The 15799-nt window shown below is 70.6% G+C and carries 11 protein-coding genes and 2 pseudogenes; 6 read left to right on the plus strand and 7 right to left on the minus strand.

Features of this window, described 5'->3' with window-relative positions; translation table 11 throughout:
* Positions 1–9 precede the first annotated feature (9 nt).
* The 3 genes from A4R44_RS19005 to A4R44_RS19015 form a co-directional block, all read right to left on the minus strand.
* Entirely contained in the window at positions 10–915 is a 906-nt protein-coding gene (locus tag A4R44_RS19005) for an ABC transporter ATP-binding protein (RefSeq protein WP_067582062.1), read from the minus strand.
* A gap of 71 nt (positions 916–986) precedes the next feature.
* The gene (locus tag A4R44_RS19010; RefSeq protein WP_067582064.1) at positions 987–1742 is read right to left on the minus strand and encodes a class I SAM-dependent methyltransferase; all 756 of its coding nucleotides are present in this window, start codon (positions 1740–1742) and stop codon (positions 987–989) included.
* Positions 1743–1822: 80 nt separating this feature from the next.
* Positions 1823–2341, minus strand: coding sequence for a DUF402 domain-containing protein (locus tag A4R44_RS19015; protein WP_067582066.1), 519 nt, complete (start codon positions 2339–2341; stop codon positions 1823–1825).
* Positions 2342–2453: 112 nt separating this feature from the next.
* Here A4R44_RS19015 and A4R44_RS49120 point away from each other — a divergent pair.
* From A4R44_RS49120 to A4R44_RS50475, 4 genes and pseudogenes are all read left to right on the plus strand, one after another.
* A pseudogene (locus tag A4R44_RS49120) lies at positions 2454–3738 on the plus strand (DUF5685 family protein).
* Positions 3739–4174: 436 nt separating this feature from the next.
* Positions 4175–6334: an excinuclease ABC subunit UvrB gene (gene uvrB, locus A4R44_RS19025; RefSeq protein WP_067582068.1), complete on the plus strand. Its 2160-nt coding sequence runs from the start codon at positions 4175–4177 to the stop codon at positions 6332–6334.
* A 28-nt stretch (positions 6335–6362) separates the two neighbouring features.
* Complete coding sequence (locus A4R44_RS19030; protein WP_067582069.1) at positions 6363–6635, plus strand: type II toxin-antitoxin system VapB family antitoxin; 273 nt, start codon at positions 6363–6365, stop codon at positions 6633–6635.
* A 32-nt stretch (positions 6636–6667) separates the two neighbouring features.
* Positions 6668–6913 (plus strand): annotated as a pseudogene (locus A4R44_RS50475) (type II toxin-antitoxin system VapC family toxin); the annotation flags it as partial.
* A gap of 311 nt (positions 6914–7224) precedes the next feature.
* Here the strand turns inward: A4R44_RS50475 and A4R44_RS19035 are convergent.
* The 3 genes from A4R44_RS19035 to A4R44_RS19045 are packed head-to-tail and all read right to left on the minus strand — an operon-like array spanning position 7225 to position 11808.
* Positions 7225–7980: an enoyl-CoA hydratase/isomerase family protein gene (locus A4R44_RS19035; protein WP_369805908.1), complete on the minus strand. Its 756-nt coding sequence runs from the start codon at positions 7978–7980 to the stop codon at positions 7225–7227.
* Between the two features lie 25 nt (positions 7981–8005).
* Complete coding sequence (locus tag A4R44_RS19040; protein WP_067582075.1) at positions 8006–8944, minus strand: ABC transporter permease; 939 nt, start codon at positions 8942–8944, stop codon at positions 8006–8008.
* Complete coding sequence (locus A4R44_RS19045; protein ID WP_067582078.1) at positions 8941–11808, minus strand: alpha/beta fold hydrolase; 2868 nt, start codon at positions 11806–11808, stop codon at positions 8941–8943. Before A4R44_RS19045 ends, A4R44_RS19040 begins: the two co-directional genes overlap by 4 nt.
* 371 nt (positions 11809–12179) lie before the next feature.
* On the opposite strand from A4R44_RS19045, the gene A4R44_RS19050 reads away from it, so the two are divergent.
* Positions 12180–13148, plus strand: a complete 969-nt coding sequence (locus tag A4R44_RS19050; RefSeq protein ID WP_067582082.1) for a TerC family protein — start codon at positions 12180–12182, stop codon at positions 13146–13148.
* Positions 13149–13186: 38 nt separating this feature from the next.
* Entirely contained in the window at positions 13187–15115 is a 1929-nt protein-coding gene (locus tag A4R44_RS19055; RefSeq protein ID WP_067582084.1) for a S9 family peptidase, read from the plus strand.
* Here the strand turns inward: A4R44_RS19055 and A4R44_RS19060 are convergent.
* A complete protein-coding gene (locus A4R44_RS19060; protein WP_067582087.1) occupies positions 15108–15764 on the minus strand; it encodes an RES family NAD+ phosphorylase in 657 nt (218 codons plus the stop codon). The genes A4R44_RS19055 and A4R44_RS19060 overlap by 8 nt on opposite strands.
* Positions 15765–15799: the final 35 nt, after the last annotated feature.

A 15799-nucleotide genomic window follows, 5' to 3' on the forward strand; every position in this document is an offset into this window, starting at 1 on the left:
GGTTCCCCCTCAGTCCAGTTTCCGGCCGGTCAGCGCGACGAACGCGTCGTCGAGGCTGGCCTGCTCCACCCGCAGATCGCCCGCGACTACGTCGGCGCGGGCGAGGAACGAAGTCACCGCCTGCAGCGCGCCGTCGCCTCCGGTCACCACGAGATGCGCGCCGCTGCGCTCGACCTTCAGCACGCTCGGCAGCCCGGTCAGCTCCCGCGGGTCGACCGGCGCGGACGGGCGGAACCGGATGCGCTGCTCCCCGCCGGCCCGGCCGACCAGTCCCGCCGGGGTGTCGGTCGCGACGACGCGCCCGGCGTCGATCACCGCGATCCGGTCGCACAGCCGTTCCGCCTCCTCCATGAAGTGCGTGACGAGCACGACCGTCACGCCTTCCGCGCGGACGGCTTCGACGAGGTCCCAGGTGTCGCGGCGGGCCTGCGGGTCGAGACCGGTGGTCAGTTCGTCGAGCACCACCACCTCGGGGCTGCCGACCAGCGCGAGCGCGATCGACACGCGCTGCTGCTGGCCGCCGGAAAGCTTGCGGTAGAAGGTGTTCCGTTGTTCGGTGAGCCCGAGCAGCGCCATCAGCCGCCCGGGATCGGCCGGGGAGCGGTACATCGCGGCGAACAGGTCGAGCACTTCGCCGACGCGCAACCGGTCGGGGAGCTGGCTTTCCTGCAGCTGGACGCCGAGGCGCTGACGCAGCTCGCGGATGTCGCGCCGCGGGTCGAGCCCGAGCACCGAAACGGTGCCGCCGTCGGGGGAGCGCAGGCCCTCGACGCATTCCACTGTGGTGGTCTTGCCCGCGCCGTTGGGGCCGAGGATCCCGAAGATCTCGCCCTGCTCCACGGTGAACGAGACATCTTCCACCGCTGTCTTCCGGCGATAGCGTTTCTGGAGGTTCCGCACCTCGATGACCGGCATTGCCTGGGAGTCCCCTCTCGAATCGCAGCGGTTGCCGTCTTCGAGAATCCCGGCCGGAGGGGCCGGTCGGATCAGCGGAACGGCGCGACTTCCGGTCCACCGGCTGTCCGCCGCGCATCCACCGATCGGTGGATGCGGAAGTAGATCATCGGGTTGTCGCGCCCGGTGTGCACGGTGCTGTCGACGCCGAGTTCACGCCTGAGTTCGTTGAGGCGAGCGTACGCGTGTTTCGCGCGGGCACGGGCCGCGGTGAAGTACGGAGTCCGCGTTTTTTCCAGCCAGCGCACCACTTCGGAGCCTTCGGTGAACGGCAGCGGGGTGGCGCGGTGGAACACGTCATGCACGCTCACCGCGGCATCGATCTTCGGGAAGACCTCGGACAGGTACCACCTCGCGAAGCGCGCGCCGTGATCGGCGTCGATGAACAGATAGTTCACATCGGACAGCAAATCGACGGCGAGGGTGCGCGCGTCGCCTTGGCGGAATTCCCAGCGGCCCGTGGCCAGTGCGTGCGGGACAGTCTTGGTGGCGTTGCCGATGAGGTCGATCGTGGTCAGCTTGCCGGCGCCGTTGTCCGCGAGCGCGCGGAGGATCCAGCTCGTCGACCACCCGTGCAGCGAACCGATTTCCACGACTTTCTCCGGGCGCAGGCGCCGCAGGAGCAGGTAGGTGATCTCTGCCTCGACGTCGTCCAGTTGCGTCTTCATCGCCGGATGCGCGCGGCGGTGCGCGTGCTGGGCGTCTTTCGCGGCGCGCAACGCTTCGGCGTGTTCGCGATACAGCGAGCGGACGAGGTCGAGCGTCACCTGGTGTGCGGTTCGTTCCATACCGCCGATCGTGGCCGGGCGAGGTGGCCCGGGTAATCCTGCTGACCGCCGGGCGGGGTGGGGAATTCCCCCGTTTCCGGTTAGGGATGCCTGCGCCAGCCGAGTGTCATGTCCTTTGTGGACAGCCAGGCGGCCAGGTCGTATCCGTGCGCGGCGAGACCCTCGACGGCGGCGTAGGCGGCTTCGAGCGCGTACTCACCTTCTTCCTGGGAGAGCAGGTTCCCGGCGACGGCGGCGAGCAGTTCGTCGGTGTCGATCACCCGGACCGAGATCTTGTCCTTGAGCACGAGGTCGAGGTAGAGGTCGGTGGCGACCCAGCGCGGGCCGTCGCGGTGCACGCGCACGACGTCGAGGTAGAAGTCCTGGTCGCGTTCGTGGCCGGGGCTGAACCAGAAGTCGGTGATCCGCAGTCCGAGCCCCGGCAGCAGCCAGGACTCGAGGTAGTGGAACTGCGCCCGCCCCGGCGCGGGCCGCGCCAGGTACAGGCCGAACGGCTCCTCGCGGAACTCGTCCACGTCGCGGCGGATGCCCTTGTTGTCGACGTTCACGCGGGCGGCCGGGTCGAACGTCTCGACCTTGGGCGGGTGCAGATCGGTCATCCGCCCATCCTGCCTTGCCCCGGCCCTTCGGAGAATCGCCGGAACCCGGGTCAGGGGCCTGGCCGAGGGGTTAAAGTTCCCGGGTCATTCGGTTCTCCTGGGGGACACGCACTTGTTCGGGATCATCAGACCCTGCCGGCATCGGCTGGCCGGGCGGCTTCACGCGGACTGGACGGCGCACCTGTGCGGCCTCTGCCTCGCGCTGCGCGACCAGCACGGGCAGCTCGCCCGGGTCGTGACGAACTACGACGCGCTGATCGTGTCGGCGCTGGTCGAGGCACAGACGCCGAGCGGACCCCGGCGCGGCGCGGGACCGTGCCCGCTGCGGTCGATGCGCCCGGCGTCGGTCGCGGTCGGCGACGGCGCCCGGCTCGCCGCGGCGGTGTCGCTGGTGCTGGCCTCGGCGAAGGTGGACGATCACGTCGCCGACCGGGACGGCGCTTTCGCCCGGCGTCCGGTAGCTGGAGCGGCGAGACTGCTCGCCCGGCGCTGGGCCGCGCAGGGCGGCCGGACGGGTGCGGGCATCGGCTTCGACACCGCGGTACTGACCGAAGCCGTCGGCCGGCAGGGCGAGCTGGAACGCGCGATTCGCGCCGGGGACTCGCCGCTGCTGGCGACCGAACCGGCCGAGCTGGCGTCGTCCGCGGCGTTCGCGCAGACCGCGGTGCTGGCTGTTCGGCCGGGTGGCGCACCTGCTCGACGCGGTGGAGGACCTGGCTCCCGACGCCGCGTCCGGGTCCTGGAATCCGTTGCTGGCCACGGGAACCGCGCTGGACGAGGCGCATCGGCTGTGCTCGGACGCGGTGCTCGGGGTCGAGCTGGCGTTGCGCGAGGCGGAGTTCGCCGATTCGGCGTTGGTGCACGCGCTGCTGGTGCACGAGCTGCGGCAGGCGGTGCGGCGGGCGTTCGGGCATCACCATCTGCACGGTCAGCAGCCGCCGCCCGGGTGGATCGGGCCGGGGCCCGCGCCGCGGCAGTCGCCGTACGGGCCGGGGGCCGGTGCGCCTTCGGGGATGCCTGGGTACGGGCCGCCGCCGGGGTACGGCGCTCCGGCGCCGGGTTACGGACCTGCCGGAATGCCGGGTCCCGGCGGGCCGGGCGGTCCTGCGGGGCCGTCCGGCCCGGGCGGACCAGGCGGGCCGGACGGCCCCGAACCGCCGGCGGACGGGGGCTCGCCGGAGGGCAAGGGCGGCGGCTGCTGGGCGCCGAAGTTCGCGGTCCCGCCGAAAAACCGGAACTTCTTCTCCGGCTGCGCGATCGCGACCTACATGTGCTGTTCCTGCCAGTTCTGCTGCCGCGACCCGTACCCGGGCCCGTGGAGCGGCAAACCGCACGACAACGCCTGCGACTGCGACTGCTGTGATTGCTGTGACGGTTGCGACTGCTGCAGCTGCTGAGCCGGAAGGTCTGTGAGGGGAACCCCGCGGGGCTCTGATTCCCCATGTCTGGAATTTGGCAGCGGCACTGTGGGTGTGGTCGAGGCGTGTCTGCCCGCGTCGAAGGGGCTGGCCTGGGTCAGCGACCCCCGGGCGCCGCGGCTGGACACCCGCGAAGGCTCCGCCGAACTGCCCGCTTGATGCGCGTCTTGAGGTTCGTGAGGGGAACCCTGAGGGAATCTGATTCCCTCAGGGTTCCCTCACGAACGGGCAAATCCGGCGTACCGGCCTCGGTCTTGGGCGGGTGCACCTCGTACCGCGCCTGCGGCACCGGGTTAAGGCCCTGGCAGGGCCCAGGGTTCCCGCACGGCTGCTCGGGTAGCCCGCCAGGGCGATAGATCCCCAGCTCAAGGCGGGGTCGCGGAAATTGTCGGTGCCCCGGCCTACCCTGGTTCCCGTGGCTTTCGCAACCGAACACCCCGTCCTCGCCCAGTCCGACTTCCGCCCCGTCTCCGAGGTGCCTCGTGAAGGCGGCCGGTTCGAGGTCGTCAGCGAGTACCAGCCCGCGGGCGACCAGCCCGCGGCCATCGACGATCTCGAACGCCGGATCAGGGCGGGCGAGAAAGACGTCGTGCTGCTGGGCGCCACCGGCACCGGCAAATCGGCCACCACCGCGTGGCTGATCGAACGCGTCCAGCGGCCCACGCTCGTGATGGCCCCGAACAAGACGCTGGCCGCGCAGCTGGCCAACGAGCTGCGCGAACTGTTCCCGCACAACGCGGTCGAATACTTCGTCAGCTACTACGACTACTACCAGCCCGAGGCGTACATCGCGCAGACGGACACCTACATCGAGAAGGACTCGTCGATCAACGACGACGTCGAGCGGCTGCGCCACTCCGCCACGATGAACCTGCTCTCGCGCCGCGACGTCATCGTGGTCGCGTCGGTGTCCTGCATCTACGGCCTGGGCACGCCGCAGTCGTACCTCGACCGGTCCACGAAACTGGAGGTCGGCGGCACGGTGGAGCGCGACGTGCTGCTGCGCGCGCTGGTCGACGTGCAGTACTCGCGCAACGACATCGCCTTCGCGCGCGGCACGTTCCGCGTCCGCGGCGACACGGTGGAGATCATCCCGGCGTACGAGGAGCTGGCGATCCGCGTCGAGTTCTTCGGCGACGAGATCGACAAGCTGTACTACCTGCACCCGCTCACCGGCGACATCGTGCGCGAGGTCGACGAGGTCCGGATCTTCCCGGCCACGCACTACGTCGCCGGGCCGGAGCGGATGGAGAAGGCGATCCGCGGCATCGAGGCCGAGCTGGAGGAGCGGCTGGCCGAGCTGGAGAAGCAGGGCAAACTGCTGGAGGCCCAGCGGCTGCGGATGCGCACCGCCTACGACATCGAGATGATGCGCCAGGTCGGCTTCTGCTCCGGCATCGAGAACTACTCGCGGCACATCGACGGCCGCGGCGCGGGTTCCGCGCCCGCCACGCTGATCGACTACTTCCCGGAAGACTTCCTGCTGGTCATCGACGAATCGCACCAGACGGTGCCGCAGATCGGCGGCATGTACGAGGGCGACATGAGCCGCAAGCGCAACCTGGTCGACTACGGGTTCCGGCTGCCGAGCGCGGTCGACAACCGGCCGCTCACCTGGGAGGAGTTCTCCGACCGGATCGGGCAGACGGTGTACCTGTCGGCGACGCCGGGCCCGTACGAGATGGGGCAGACCGGCGGCGAGTTCGTCGAGCAGGTCATCCGGCCCACCGGCCTGGTCGACCCGAAGGTGGTCGTGAAGCCCACCGAGGGCCAGATCGACGACCTGGTGCACGAGATCCGCGAGCGTGCGGACAAGGACGAGCGGGTCCTGGTCACCACGCTCACCAAGAAGATGGCCGAGGACCTCACGGACTACCTGCTGGAGCTGGGCATCCGCGTCCGGTACCTGCACTCGGAGGTCGACACGCTGCGCCGGGTCGAGCTGCTGCGCCAGCTGCGCGCGGGCGATTACGACGTCCTGGTCGGCATCAACCTGCTGCGCGAGGGCCTCGACCTGCCCGAGGTGTCGCTGGTCGCGATCCTCGACGCGGACAAGGAAGGCTTCCTGCGCAGCGGAACCTCGCTGATCCAGACCATCGGCCGCGCGGCGCGGAACGTGTCCGGCGAGGTCCACATGTACGCGGACAAGATCACCGATTCGATGCAGTACGCGATCGACGAGACCGACCGCCGCCGCGCCAAGCAGGTCGCCTACAACGAGGAGCGCGGCCTCGACCCGCAGCCGCTGCGCAAGAAGATCGCCGACATCCTCGACCGCGTCTACACCGAAGCGGAAGACTCCGACGAGGCGGTCGCGGTCGGCGGTTCGGGCCGCAACGCCTCGCGCGGCAAGAAGCCGGAACAGGGCGACCGCGTGCGCAGCTCGGGCATGCTCACCGACAAGAACGTGTCGTCGATGCCGCGCGCCGAACTGGCCGACCTGATCCAGCAGATGACCGACCAGATGATGCAGGCCGCCCGCGACCTGCAGTTCGAACTGGCCGCCCGGCTGCGCGACGAGGTTTCCGACCTGAAGAAGGAACTGCGGGGGATGGACGCGGCCGGAATCAAGTAATTACACCCTCGCGGGGTACCATTCCACCATGGCGATGAACATCAAAGATCCGGAAACGGAGCGCCTGGCCGCCGAAGTGGCTGAGCTGACCGGCACCACCAAAACCGGGGCGGTCCGCGAGTCGCTGCGGATCATGCGGGACCGGCTGGTCGCGCAGCGGCGCGCGGAGCGGAACGCGGACGAGTTCGTGCGCTTCCTGCAGGAGGAGATCTGGCCGCAGGTTTCCCCGGAGAACCGGGGCAAGCCGGTCAGCAAGGCCGAGCGCGAGGAAATCCTCGGATACGGGCCGGGTGGCGTGTGATCATCGACAGTTCCGCGATCGTGGCGGTGCTCATGGGCGAACCGCTGGCGGTGCCGATCGCCCGGGCGATCGGCGGCGCGGAGGAATGCCGGATCGGGGCCCCGACCCTGGCGGAGACCTCGATCGTGCTGGCGCACAAGGAAGGCGAGCGGGGAGCCACGCTGCTGGCTTCGTTCCTGCAACGGCGGCGGTTCGACATCCTCACGTTCGGCGAAGCGCACTGGCGGACCGCGCAGACCGCGTACCTGCGCTATGGCAAGGGCAGGCATCCCGCCGCGCTGAACTTCGGCGACTGCCTCACCTACGCGGCCGCGATGATCGCCGGAGAACCGCTGCTCTGCATCGGCGNGCATCGGCGACGATTTCCCGCAGACCGACCTGGAGCTGGTCAAGCTAGAGGAGAACTGACGGCGATCAGCCGGGCGGGCCCCCAGCCGGGGGTGCGCTCCAAGCTGAGGCACCCCCGGTTCCCGGACCCTCGTATCGACTTTCACAGAAACATGCGCCCGAAGCAATGGGTTCGAGGGCAGAGCCGAGGCAAGAAAGTCTCCCGTCCGCGGCCGCCACCGGCGAACACCCGCCGCAAGGGTCAGTGCTTCAGCACCTTCTCCACGTACGCCTTCACCGCCGCGAGTGCCGGTTCGGACCGCCACAAACGCTCTACCTGCGCGTCGTCGGAAACGCGGTTCTCCGCGATCCGCTGGTGGTACGGCTGCCGCAGCTGCTGCTTCGTGTGCGCGAAGGCCTCCGCGGGCAGTTCGCCGAGCCGGGAAGCCAGTTCGCGGGCCCGGGTGAGCACGTCGTCGGCGGGCACGATCTCGTCGATCAGGCCGCGGGGGAGCGTGTCGGACATGGTGACCGTCGCGCCGCTGTAGATCAGCGACGGCAGTGGCGTCGTGCCGTACGTGCAGCGCAGGATTTCCAGCGCCGACAACGGGAACGGCACGCCCACCAGCAGTTCCGTCACGCCGATGCGGCCGGGGCCGTCCGCGGCGATCCGGTGGTCGCACGCCGCGGCCAGCACCATGCCGCCCGCGATGGCGTGGCCGTTCACCGCCGCCACTACCGGGCGCGGGAAGCCGAAAACGGCCAGGAACGCGTCCGACAGCGCGGGCAGGAAATCGCCGACGTAGCGCGCGCCGCCTTCGTCGAGCGCCACCAGGTCCACTCCGGCGGAGAACATGTCGCCGGACCCGGTGAGCACGACGGCGCGCGCCCCGGCCGCGTCGGCCTCTTCGAGTCTGATCACCAGCTCTTTGCAGGTGGCGGTGTCGAGGGTGTTGCCGCGCCCGTGGTCGAGGGTCACGAGTGCGACGCCGGCATCGAGTTCCAGGTGGATCGTCACGCGCCGAACCGTACCGGACATCCGCCTAGCTGGTGACGTCCTTGCGCGCGAACCGGCGGCCCGCCAGCAGCAGGAACACTGTCGTGTAGATAACCGACGACAGCACCCCGCTGGCCAGGTTCGTCCAGTCGATGTCGGTGGAGATCAAGTCGATCCAGGCGAACGAGTAATGCGTCGGCAGGTAGTTCCGCAGCCCCTCCAGCGCGGTGATCTGGTCGAGGATCTGCGACAGGATCGCCACCAGCACCGTCCCGCCGACCGCGCCGAGCGGCGCCTCCGTCGAGACACTGAGCAGCAGTGCGAGCCCGGCGACCCAGGCCAGCTGCACCACGATGTACACAGTGGACATCAGCAGCGCGAGCAGGCTGTCGCCGAAGCCGACGGCGTCGCCGGTGGGGCTGATCGCGTCGCCCGCGCCGTAGAAGATGATGCCGACCAGCAGCGAAACCACCGGCAGCAGCACCAGCGCCGCGATCGACAGCAGCCCGGACACCGCGGCCTTCTGCCGCAGCAGCCGGTGCCGCGGCACCGGGATCGCCAGCAGGTACTTCAGGCTCGACCACGACGATTCGCTCGCGATCGTGTCGCCGAAGAACAACGCGACGATCATCGGCAGCAGGAATGTGCCGGACACGAAGAACGCGAGCACCACGAAGTTCGGCGCGCTCGCCGTCGCGAGGTCCACGAACCCGCCGGAGCGGCGGTTCGGATTCGACTGCCCGATCTGGAACGCCACCACGAGGATGAACGGCAGCACCGCGACGAACGCCAGCACCAGCTGGGTCCGCCTGCGGCGCAGCTGCCGTTTCAGCTCCACGCCCAGCCGCAGCGTCCGGCCGGCCCGGTAGCCCGCGACCGCGCCGTCCGGGCCGGCCTCGGCCGGTTCCGCGGTGGCCAGCTCGCTCAGTTCCCGCAGCGCGGCCGGGTCGGTGTGCACGCCGCCGGAACCGTTGCCCTCGCTCATGAATTCTCTCCCACCAGCTGCAGGAACGCGTCTTCGAGCCGTCGGCGCGGTCCGGCCTGCTCGACCGCGATCCCGGCGCGCACGAGCGCCGCGACCGCGTCGGCGCGCGGCAGCCCGTCGAGGTTCGCGTGCACCAGATCGCCGTCGGTCTCGATGTCCGACACCCCGCCGACGCTCTTGAGCGTCGCCGCGGCTGCCGCCGGGTCGCCGACCCGGAACGTGGCCTCGCCGCCGGAGGCCGCCAGCTCGCCGACCTCGCCCGAGGCCACGAGCCTCCCGCGGTGCATGACCACCACGTGCGAACACGTCTGCTCGACCTCGGCCAGGAGATGGCTTGAGACGACGACGGTGCGCCCGGTGGCGGCGTAGCGCCGCAGGACTTCGCGCATCTGGTGGATCTGCGGCGGGTCGAGCCCGTTGGTCGGTTCGTCGAGCACCATCAGCTCCGGCAGCCCGAGCATCGCCTGCGCGATCGCGAGCCGCTGCCGCATGCCCTGGCTGTAGGTCTTCACCCGCCGGTGCACCGCGTCGCCGAGCCCGGCGATCTCCAGCGCCTCGGTGAAATGCGCCTTCCCGGCCGGCCGCCCGGTCGCCGCCCAGTACAGCTCCAGGTTCGCCTTGCCGGACAGATGCGGCAGGAACCCGGAGCCCTCGACGAACGACCCGATCCGGGACAGCACCGGCGCGCCCGGCGCGATCCGGTGGCCGAACACGCGGATCTCGCCCGCGGTCGGCGTGATCAGGCCCATCAGCATCCGCAGCGTGGTCGTCTTGCCCGCGCCGTTGGGCCCGAGCAGGCCGAGCACCTGGCCCGGTTCGACGCGGAACGACAGGTCCGCCACCGCGGTGAACCCGCCCGCGTACTGCTTGCGCAGCCCCTTGATCACCAACGGGGTGTCCGCGAGTTCCGGGTCGACGTCGTGCGCCCGGCGGCGGCGGATCACCGCGACCGCGACGACCGCGAGCGCGATCAGCAGCGTCGCGCCGATGCCGATCAGCTGCCCGACCGGCAGGGGAGTGCCGACCGAAGCGCCGGGCACCACCGGAAGGGCGAGCGTCGCGCCCGGTGCGAGCCCGACCCGGAACACCCCCGGCTGCGTCGGCGCCGAGTACGCCTGATCGGTCGTGCCCACCACGAGCCGCAGCGAATGCCCGGAGTCGATCGGCCGGACGACACCCGGCAGCGTCACTGTGACGTCGGCCGGCGTGCCGTCCGCGGGCAGCCCGGTGACCCGGAACGGCGCGACCGCGTTCGCGGGCAGCACGCGAGTGCCGTCCTGGCCGACGTCGTAGAGCTTCGCGAACAGCACCGCTTCCGGCTGCGGATGCGCCGGGTCGGTCGCGACCTGCAACCGGACTGTGCTCGAACCGGACAGCAGCACCTGGCTGTCGAACGGTGCGGTGCCGAACTGCGCGGCCTGCCCCGGCGGGTCGCTGCTGAACAGCGGAGCCAGCCGGGAGGTGCCCGCCGCGAGCCCGTTGAGCCCCGGAATTCCGCTCACCGCGGCGGGGTTCGCCCCCGCGGGCCGGACGATCGGCTGCGCCGGACCGGTGAGCGCCACCTGCTTCCGCTCGGTACCAGCGGCGTCGAGCCCGGGGTACGCGGCGGCGTTGATCGTCCGCACGGACGGTGTTCCGTTGGCGCGCAACGTGCCTTGGACGTCGTAGCTGAATCCGTGGCCGGGGTCGCCTTGGCCGGTGAGCGACGACCACAGGAAGTCGCCGATCTTCGCGCGCAACTGCGGTCCGGGGATGCCGCCGTCGTGCCCGCCGGTGTACCAGATCGTGCGCACCGACCCGCCCGCCGCGACGATCTGCCGCGCGGTGGCGTCGGATTGGTCGAGCCCGAAAAGCGTGTCGCTCTCGCCCTGGACGAGCAGGGTCGGCGCGGTGATCTTGCCGGTGACCGACGAGGGGGAGACTCGGTGCAGCAGCGCGACCGTCTCCGGGCTGGCCCTGCCGGTGGTCGCGAGTTCCGAGTACGCCTTGCACACCGCCGCGGTGAACCGGCCGCACGGATCCGCCGACGGCCGCTCAGCTCGTGCGCCGGCCGGCGGCGCGGCGGCTTGCGGCGCGGTACCGCCGCTGTTTCCCGCGGTGCTGCCGTTGTCGTTGGTCTTCTGGCCCGCTTCCGGCGCTTCGGTGGAGGGAGTGCTCGCCGCGGCCGCACCCGAACCGGCGGAGAAGAAGATGCCCGCCCAGCTCTTCTTGAAGACGCCGTCCGGAGAGAACGCGCCGGCCGCCGGAGTCTTCGCCGGCGGAGCGGTCGCCGCCGCGGCGTTCGGCACGAGCGCCTGGCCGAGGTCGTTGTAGGTGATCACCGGCGCGAGCGCGCGCACCCGATGGTCGGTCCCGGCGAGCAGCAACGACAGCGAACCGCCGTACGACGCCCCGGTCACGCCGATCTCGGGCGCGCCGTCGGAGCCGGTCGCCACGTCGTGGCTCGCCGTCAGCCGGTCGACCAGCCGGCGCGCGTCGGCGACCTCGCCGTCGGGGTCGTTCAGCCCGATTTTGCCGGTGCTGTGCCCGAATCCGCGCGCGGACCAGGTAAGCACCACGAACCCGCGCTGCGCCAGTTCGCGGGCCTGCGGGTCCACACTGGACTTGTCGCCGCCGAAGCCGTGCGCGAGCAGCACGGCGGGCGCGGGGGAGTGTTCGGGGTAGTAGGTCGTCGTGTCGATCCTTACCTGGTCGGGGGAGCCTGGTGCGGCGGGCATCGAGACGAAGGCGTCCTGGGTCCGGATCGGCGCGGGACCGCGGTCGCGAGTCGCCCAGACGGTCACCGCGGCGGCGGCGACCAGCACCACGGCGGCGACGGCGGCGAGCCGGGAGCCGCGGGTGCGGGGAAGCGGGATTCGGGGCACGATGCGACGTTATGACGATTTCGCTGAGAACGGGCATCCGGCCTCACACGGATCAGACACAGTTCACCTTGTCGTGAGTGGCAGTGCCGGTTCTCACCGGCACTGCCACTCACGAGACCCCGGCGGGTCCGATGCCCCGTGACGAAGAAAACACGACCAGTCCGGTGACGTGGGCAACCCCCGCTGGCGTTCGCAGCCCGTAACCGGCAGACTGAACGCGCTGTGAGGGGAGTATTCCTTCGCGGCGGTGTCGTCAGCACGGTGCACCCGGCGAGTCCTTCGCCGAGGTCCCCGGCACCGCCGGCCGGTCTCGTACCGGCGGGAGAGACCTCCGGTTAGTTGCTGCTGCGCACTATCCGGAGGTTTCTGAGATGACTGTCCCCCTGTGGCTGTGGTTCGCGACAGTCGGCGGGCTGCTCGCGCTGATCGCCATCGACCTGGTGATCGTCGACCACAAGCCGCACGAGGTGACCACCGGCGAGGCCGCGCGCTGGGTGATCTTCTACATCGCCTGCGCCGTCCTGTTCGGAGCCGGCGTCTGGTTTTTCGCCGGGCACGACCCCGGGGTCCAGTTCTTCACCGGGTACATCACCGAGTACTCGCTGAGCGTGGACAACCTCTTCATCTTCATGGTCATCATGGCCTCGTTCAAGGTGCCGGTGATCCACCAGCACCGCGTGCTGCTCGTCGGCATCCTGCTCGCGCTCGGCATGCGCAGTGTGTTCATCGCGGTCGGCGCGGCGTTGATCAACCAGTTCGTGTGGGTCTTCTTCGTCTTCGGCGCGGTGCTCGTGTGGACCGCGATCAGCATGCTGCGCGGCAACGGCGGCGGCGAGGAGGAGTACCACGAGAACGCGCTCACCCGCTGGGTGCGCAAGCTCTTCCCGGTCACCGACGACTACCGCGGCCACAAGTACCTGGTGAAGGAAGACGGCAAGCGGAAGATCACCCCGATGCTGCTGGTGATCGTCGCGATCGGCTCGGCCGACCTGCTGTTCGCGGTGGACTCCATCCCGGCGATCTTCGGCATCACCCAGGAGGCGTTCCTGGTCTTCACCGCCAACGCCTTCGCGCTGATGGGCCTGCGGCAGCTGTACTTCCTGCTCGGCGGGCTGGTCACGAAGCTCGTCTACCTCAGCTACGGCCTCGCGGTGATCCTCGCCTTCATCGGCGCGAAGCTGGTGGTGCACGCGCTGCACGAGTACCACCTCGCGCCGGACTGGCTGGACATCAGCAACTGGATGTCCCTCGGCGTGATCGTCGTCGTCCTCACCGTGACCACGGTGCTGAGCCTGGCGAAGGCCAGGCGCGACGAACGGCGGGCGGTCGAGGCCAACTAGGTCGTTCGCCTTGCTAAGGATCGGGTACGGTCGTCGGCATGCGTCCTGCCGACATCGAAGTCCTCGCCGTCCCCGGCCGTCCCGCGCTGCGCGGTGATCTCCTGCTCGCCGCGGTGAGCAGACCCGACCTGGAAACCGACCAGTACCGCAGCGCGATCCGGCGGATCGCGCTCTCCGGCGGCGAATCGCCGTGGACCCAGGGCCCGCGCGACTCGTCGCCGGCGATCTCGCCGGACGGCCGCTGGGTCGCGTTCCTGCGCGCAGGCGAGGGCAAGGGGGCCGAGGGCAGTCCGCAGGTGCACGTGATGCCCGTCGACGGCGGCGAATCGCGGAAGCTCACGTCGCTGCATCTGGGCGCGGACGCGCCGGTGTGGGCCCCGGATTCGCGCTGGCTCGCGTTCACCGCGCGGGAAGCCGAGCCGGGCCGCTACGGCACCGAGGACGCCGACGAGCGCACGCCGGAACCAGCCGCCGAGGCGCCCCGGCTGATCACGCGGCTCGACTATCGCATCGACAACGTCGGTTTCCTGCGCGACCGGCCGAAGCGGCTGTTCGTGCTCGACACCTTCGAAGCGGGCGAGCCGGAAGCGGTGACGCCGCGCGACTACAGCGTCAGCCTGCCGGTCTGGACGCCGGACGGCGAGCGTGTGGTCGTAATCGTGCCGCACGACTTCGACCGGACGGAAACGCGCGAGCACGACCTCGTCGCGTTCCCGGTCGACGGTGGCGATCCCGAGGTCCTCGCCGTCTGCGCCGGGTACGCCGATCAGCCGGTCTACGGGGCGGACGGCACGCTCTACTTCTTCGGCACGTCCCATGAGGACGGTGTCGTGGTCGCTTCCAACGCCGGGCTGTACGCAGTCGTGCCGGACGGGAAACCGCGGCGGCTGACCGATGTGGAGACCGTCGACGTCGAGCCCGGCTCCGGCCCGGCGCTTCCGCTCGGCGACGAGGTCCTGGTCGCGGTGCGCAACCGAGGTGCGGTGGAACTGCGGGCGATCCCGACGGACGCCGACGGTGCGAAGCTCGGCGACTTGCGCGTGCTGCACGCCGGGCACTCGGCGGTCCACGGATTCGCCGCGGACGGCGACACGGTTGTCGCGGTAGTGGCCGATTTGGACACTGCGGGCGAGCTGGTGGTGCTCGGCTCGGACGGTCCGCGCGTGCTCACCGATTACTCGAAGCCCTTGCGGGACAAGGGGCTTTGCGAGGTCGTGGAACTCGAAACGACCGCGCCGGACGGCTACCCGGTGCACGGCTGGCTCGTCCTTCCCGACGGCGAGGGTCCGCACCCGGTGCTGCGCGTGGTGCACGGCGGGCCGTTCGCCCAGCAGGAATGGACGGTGTTCGACGAGGCGCAGGTGTACGCGTCGGCCGGGTTCGCGGTCGTGCTAGGCAACCCGCGCGGATCGGCCGGATACGGGCAGTCGCACGGTACTTCGGTCGTGCACAACATGGGCACCGTCGACGTCGACGACGTGCTCGCCCTGCTCGACAAGGCGCTGGAGCGGCCGGACCTCGACGCGTCGCGGACCGGGATCATGGGCGGTTCCTACGGCGGGTTCATGACCAGTTGGGTCGCCGCGAAGCACCCGGACCGGTTCCGCGCGGCGTGGAGCGAGCGCGCGGTGAACGCGTGGGACTCCTTCGCGGGCAGCTCCGACATCGGCTACTACTTCACCGAGGGCTACGTCGGCGCGGACCCCGACGAGCAGCGGCGCCGCAGCCCGCTCAGCTACGCCGCCGACGTGCGGATCCCGTTCGCCGTCGTGCATTCCGAGCAGGACTGGCGGTGCCCGCTGGAGCAGGCGCAGCGGCAGTTCGTGGCGCTGCGCCAGGCCGGTGTCGAGACGGAGTTCCTGCTGTTCCCCGGCGAGGGGCACGAGCTGACGCGCTCGGGCAAGCCGCGGCACCGGGTGCAGCGGTTCGAGGCGGTGCTGGACTGGTGGTCCCGGCAGCTCAGCTGAGCAGCGTGTAGTTCAGCTCCTCGCACACCCGCCCGAGCGGCACGTCGAGCCCCGGATGGTCCAGCGGAAGCAGGACGTCCGGGGCGATCGGCAGCGCCGCGCCCGCGGGCGGGTCCCACAGGCACAGCGAGGGCTTGCCCGCGTCCATCGACGAGCGGTACCAGAGCCCGTCGAGGTCCGGCATCGCGCCGCGGATCGCCCGCGCCCACGCCTGGGTGATCTTTTTCGGGCCGCTGGAGATCTCCTGCGACGCGCCGACCCGGGTGGGCCACAGCCCGGTGAGGTCGAGCAGCCGCAGCACGCGCGTCGGGCGCACCACGACCAGCCGCGGGCCGCGCGTCGTGCGGTCGACCGTCGAGGTCGTCTGGAACACCTCGGCGACGCTCGTGCGCACGGTCAGGCCGAAATACAGCACGCCGTTGCCCGGGTCGGTGACCGGACGGCCGCCGCGGCCGGGCGGCTGCTGGTCGAACCGGCCGTGCGGGAGCGGGCCGGTGTAGCGGAAAGTGTTCCACTGCTGCGGATGGTTGCCGTGCGCGGTGAAGATGCGGACCAGCCGGGTCTCGGGCTGCACCGAAACCACGTCGTGGCTGCGGTCCAGCCCCTTGACCAGAGCCGACCGCGCCGGAGGCGAGGGGAGCCGGGCCATGCGGGGGTGGTTGTCCGTCCTGTGTCGGGGCAGGG

This window comes from Amycolatopsis sp. M39 (assembly GCF_001651785.1).
Lineage (GTDB): Bacteria > Actinomycetota > Actinomycetes > Mycobacteriales > Pseudonocardiaceae > Amycolatopsis > Amycolatopsis rubida.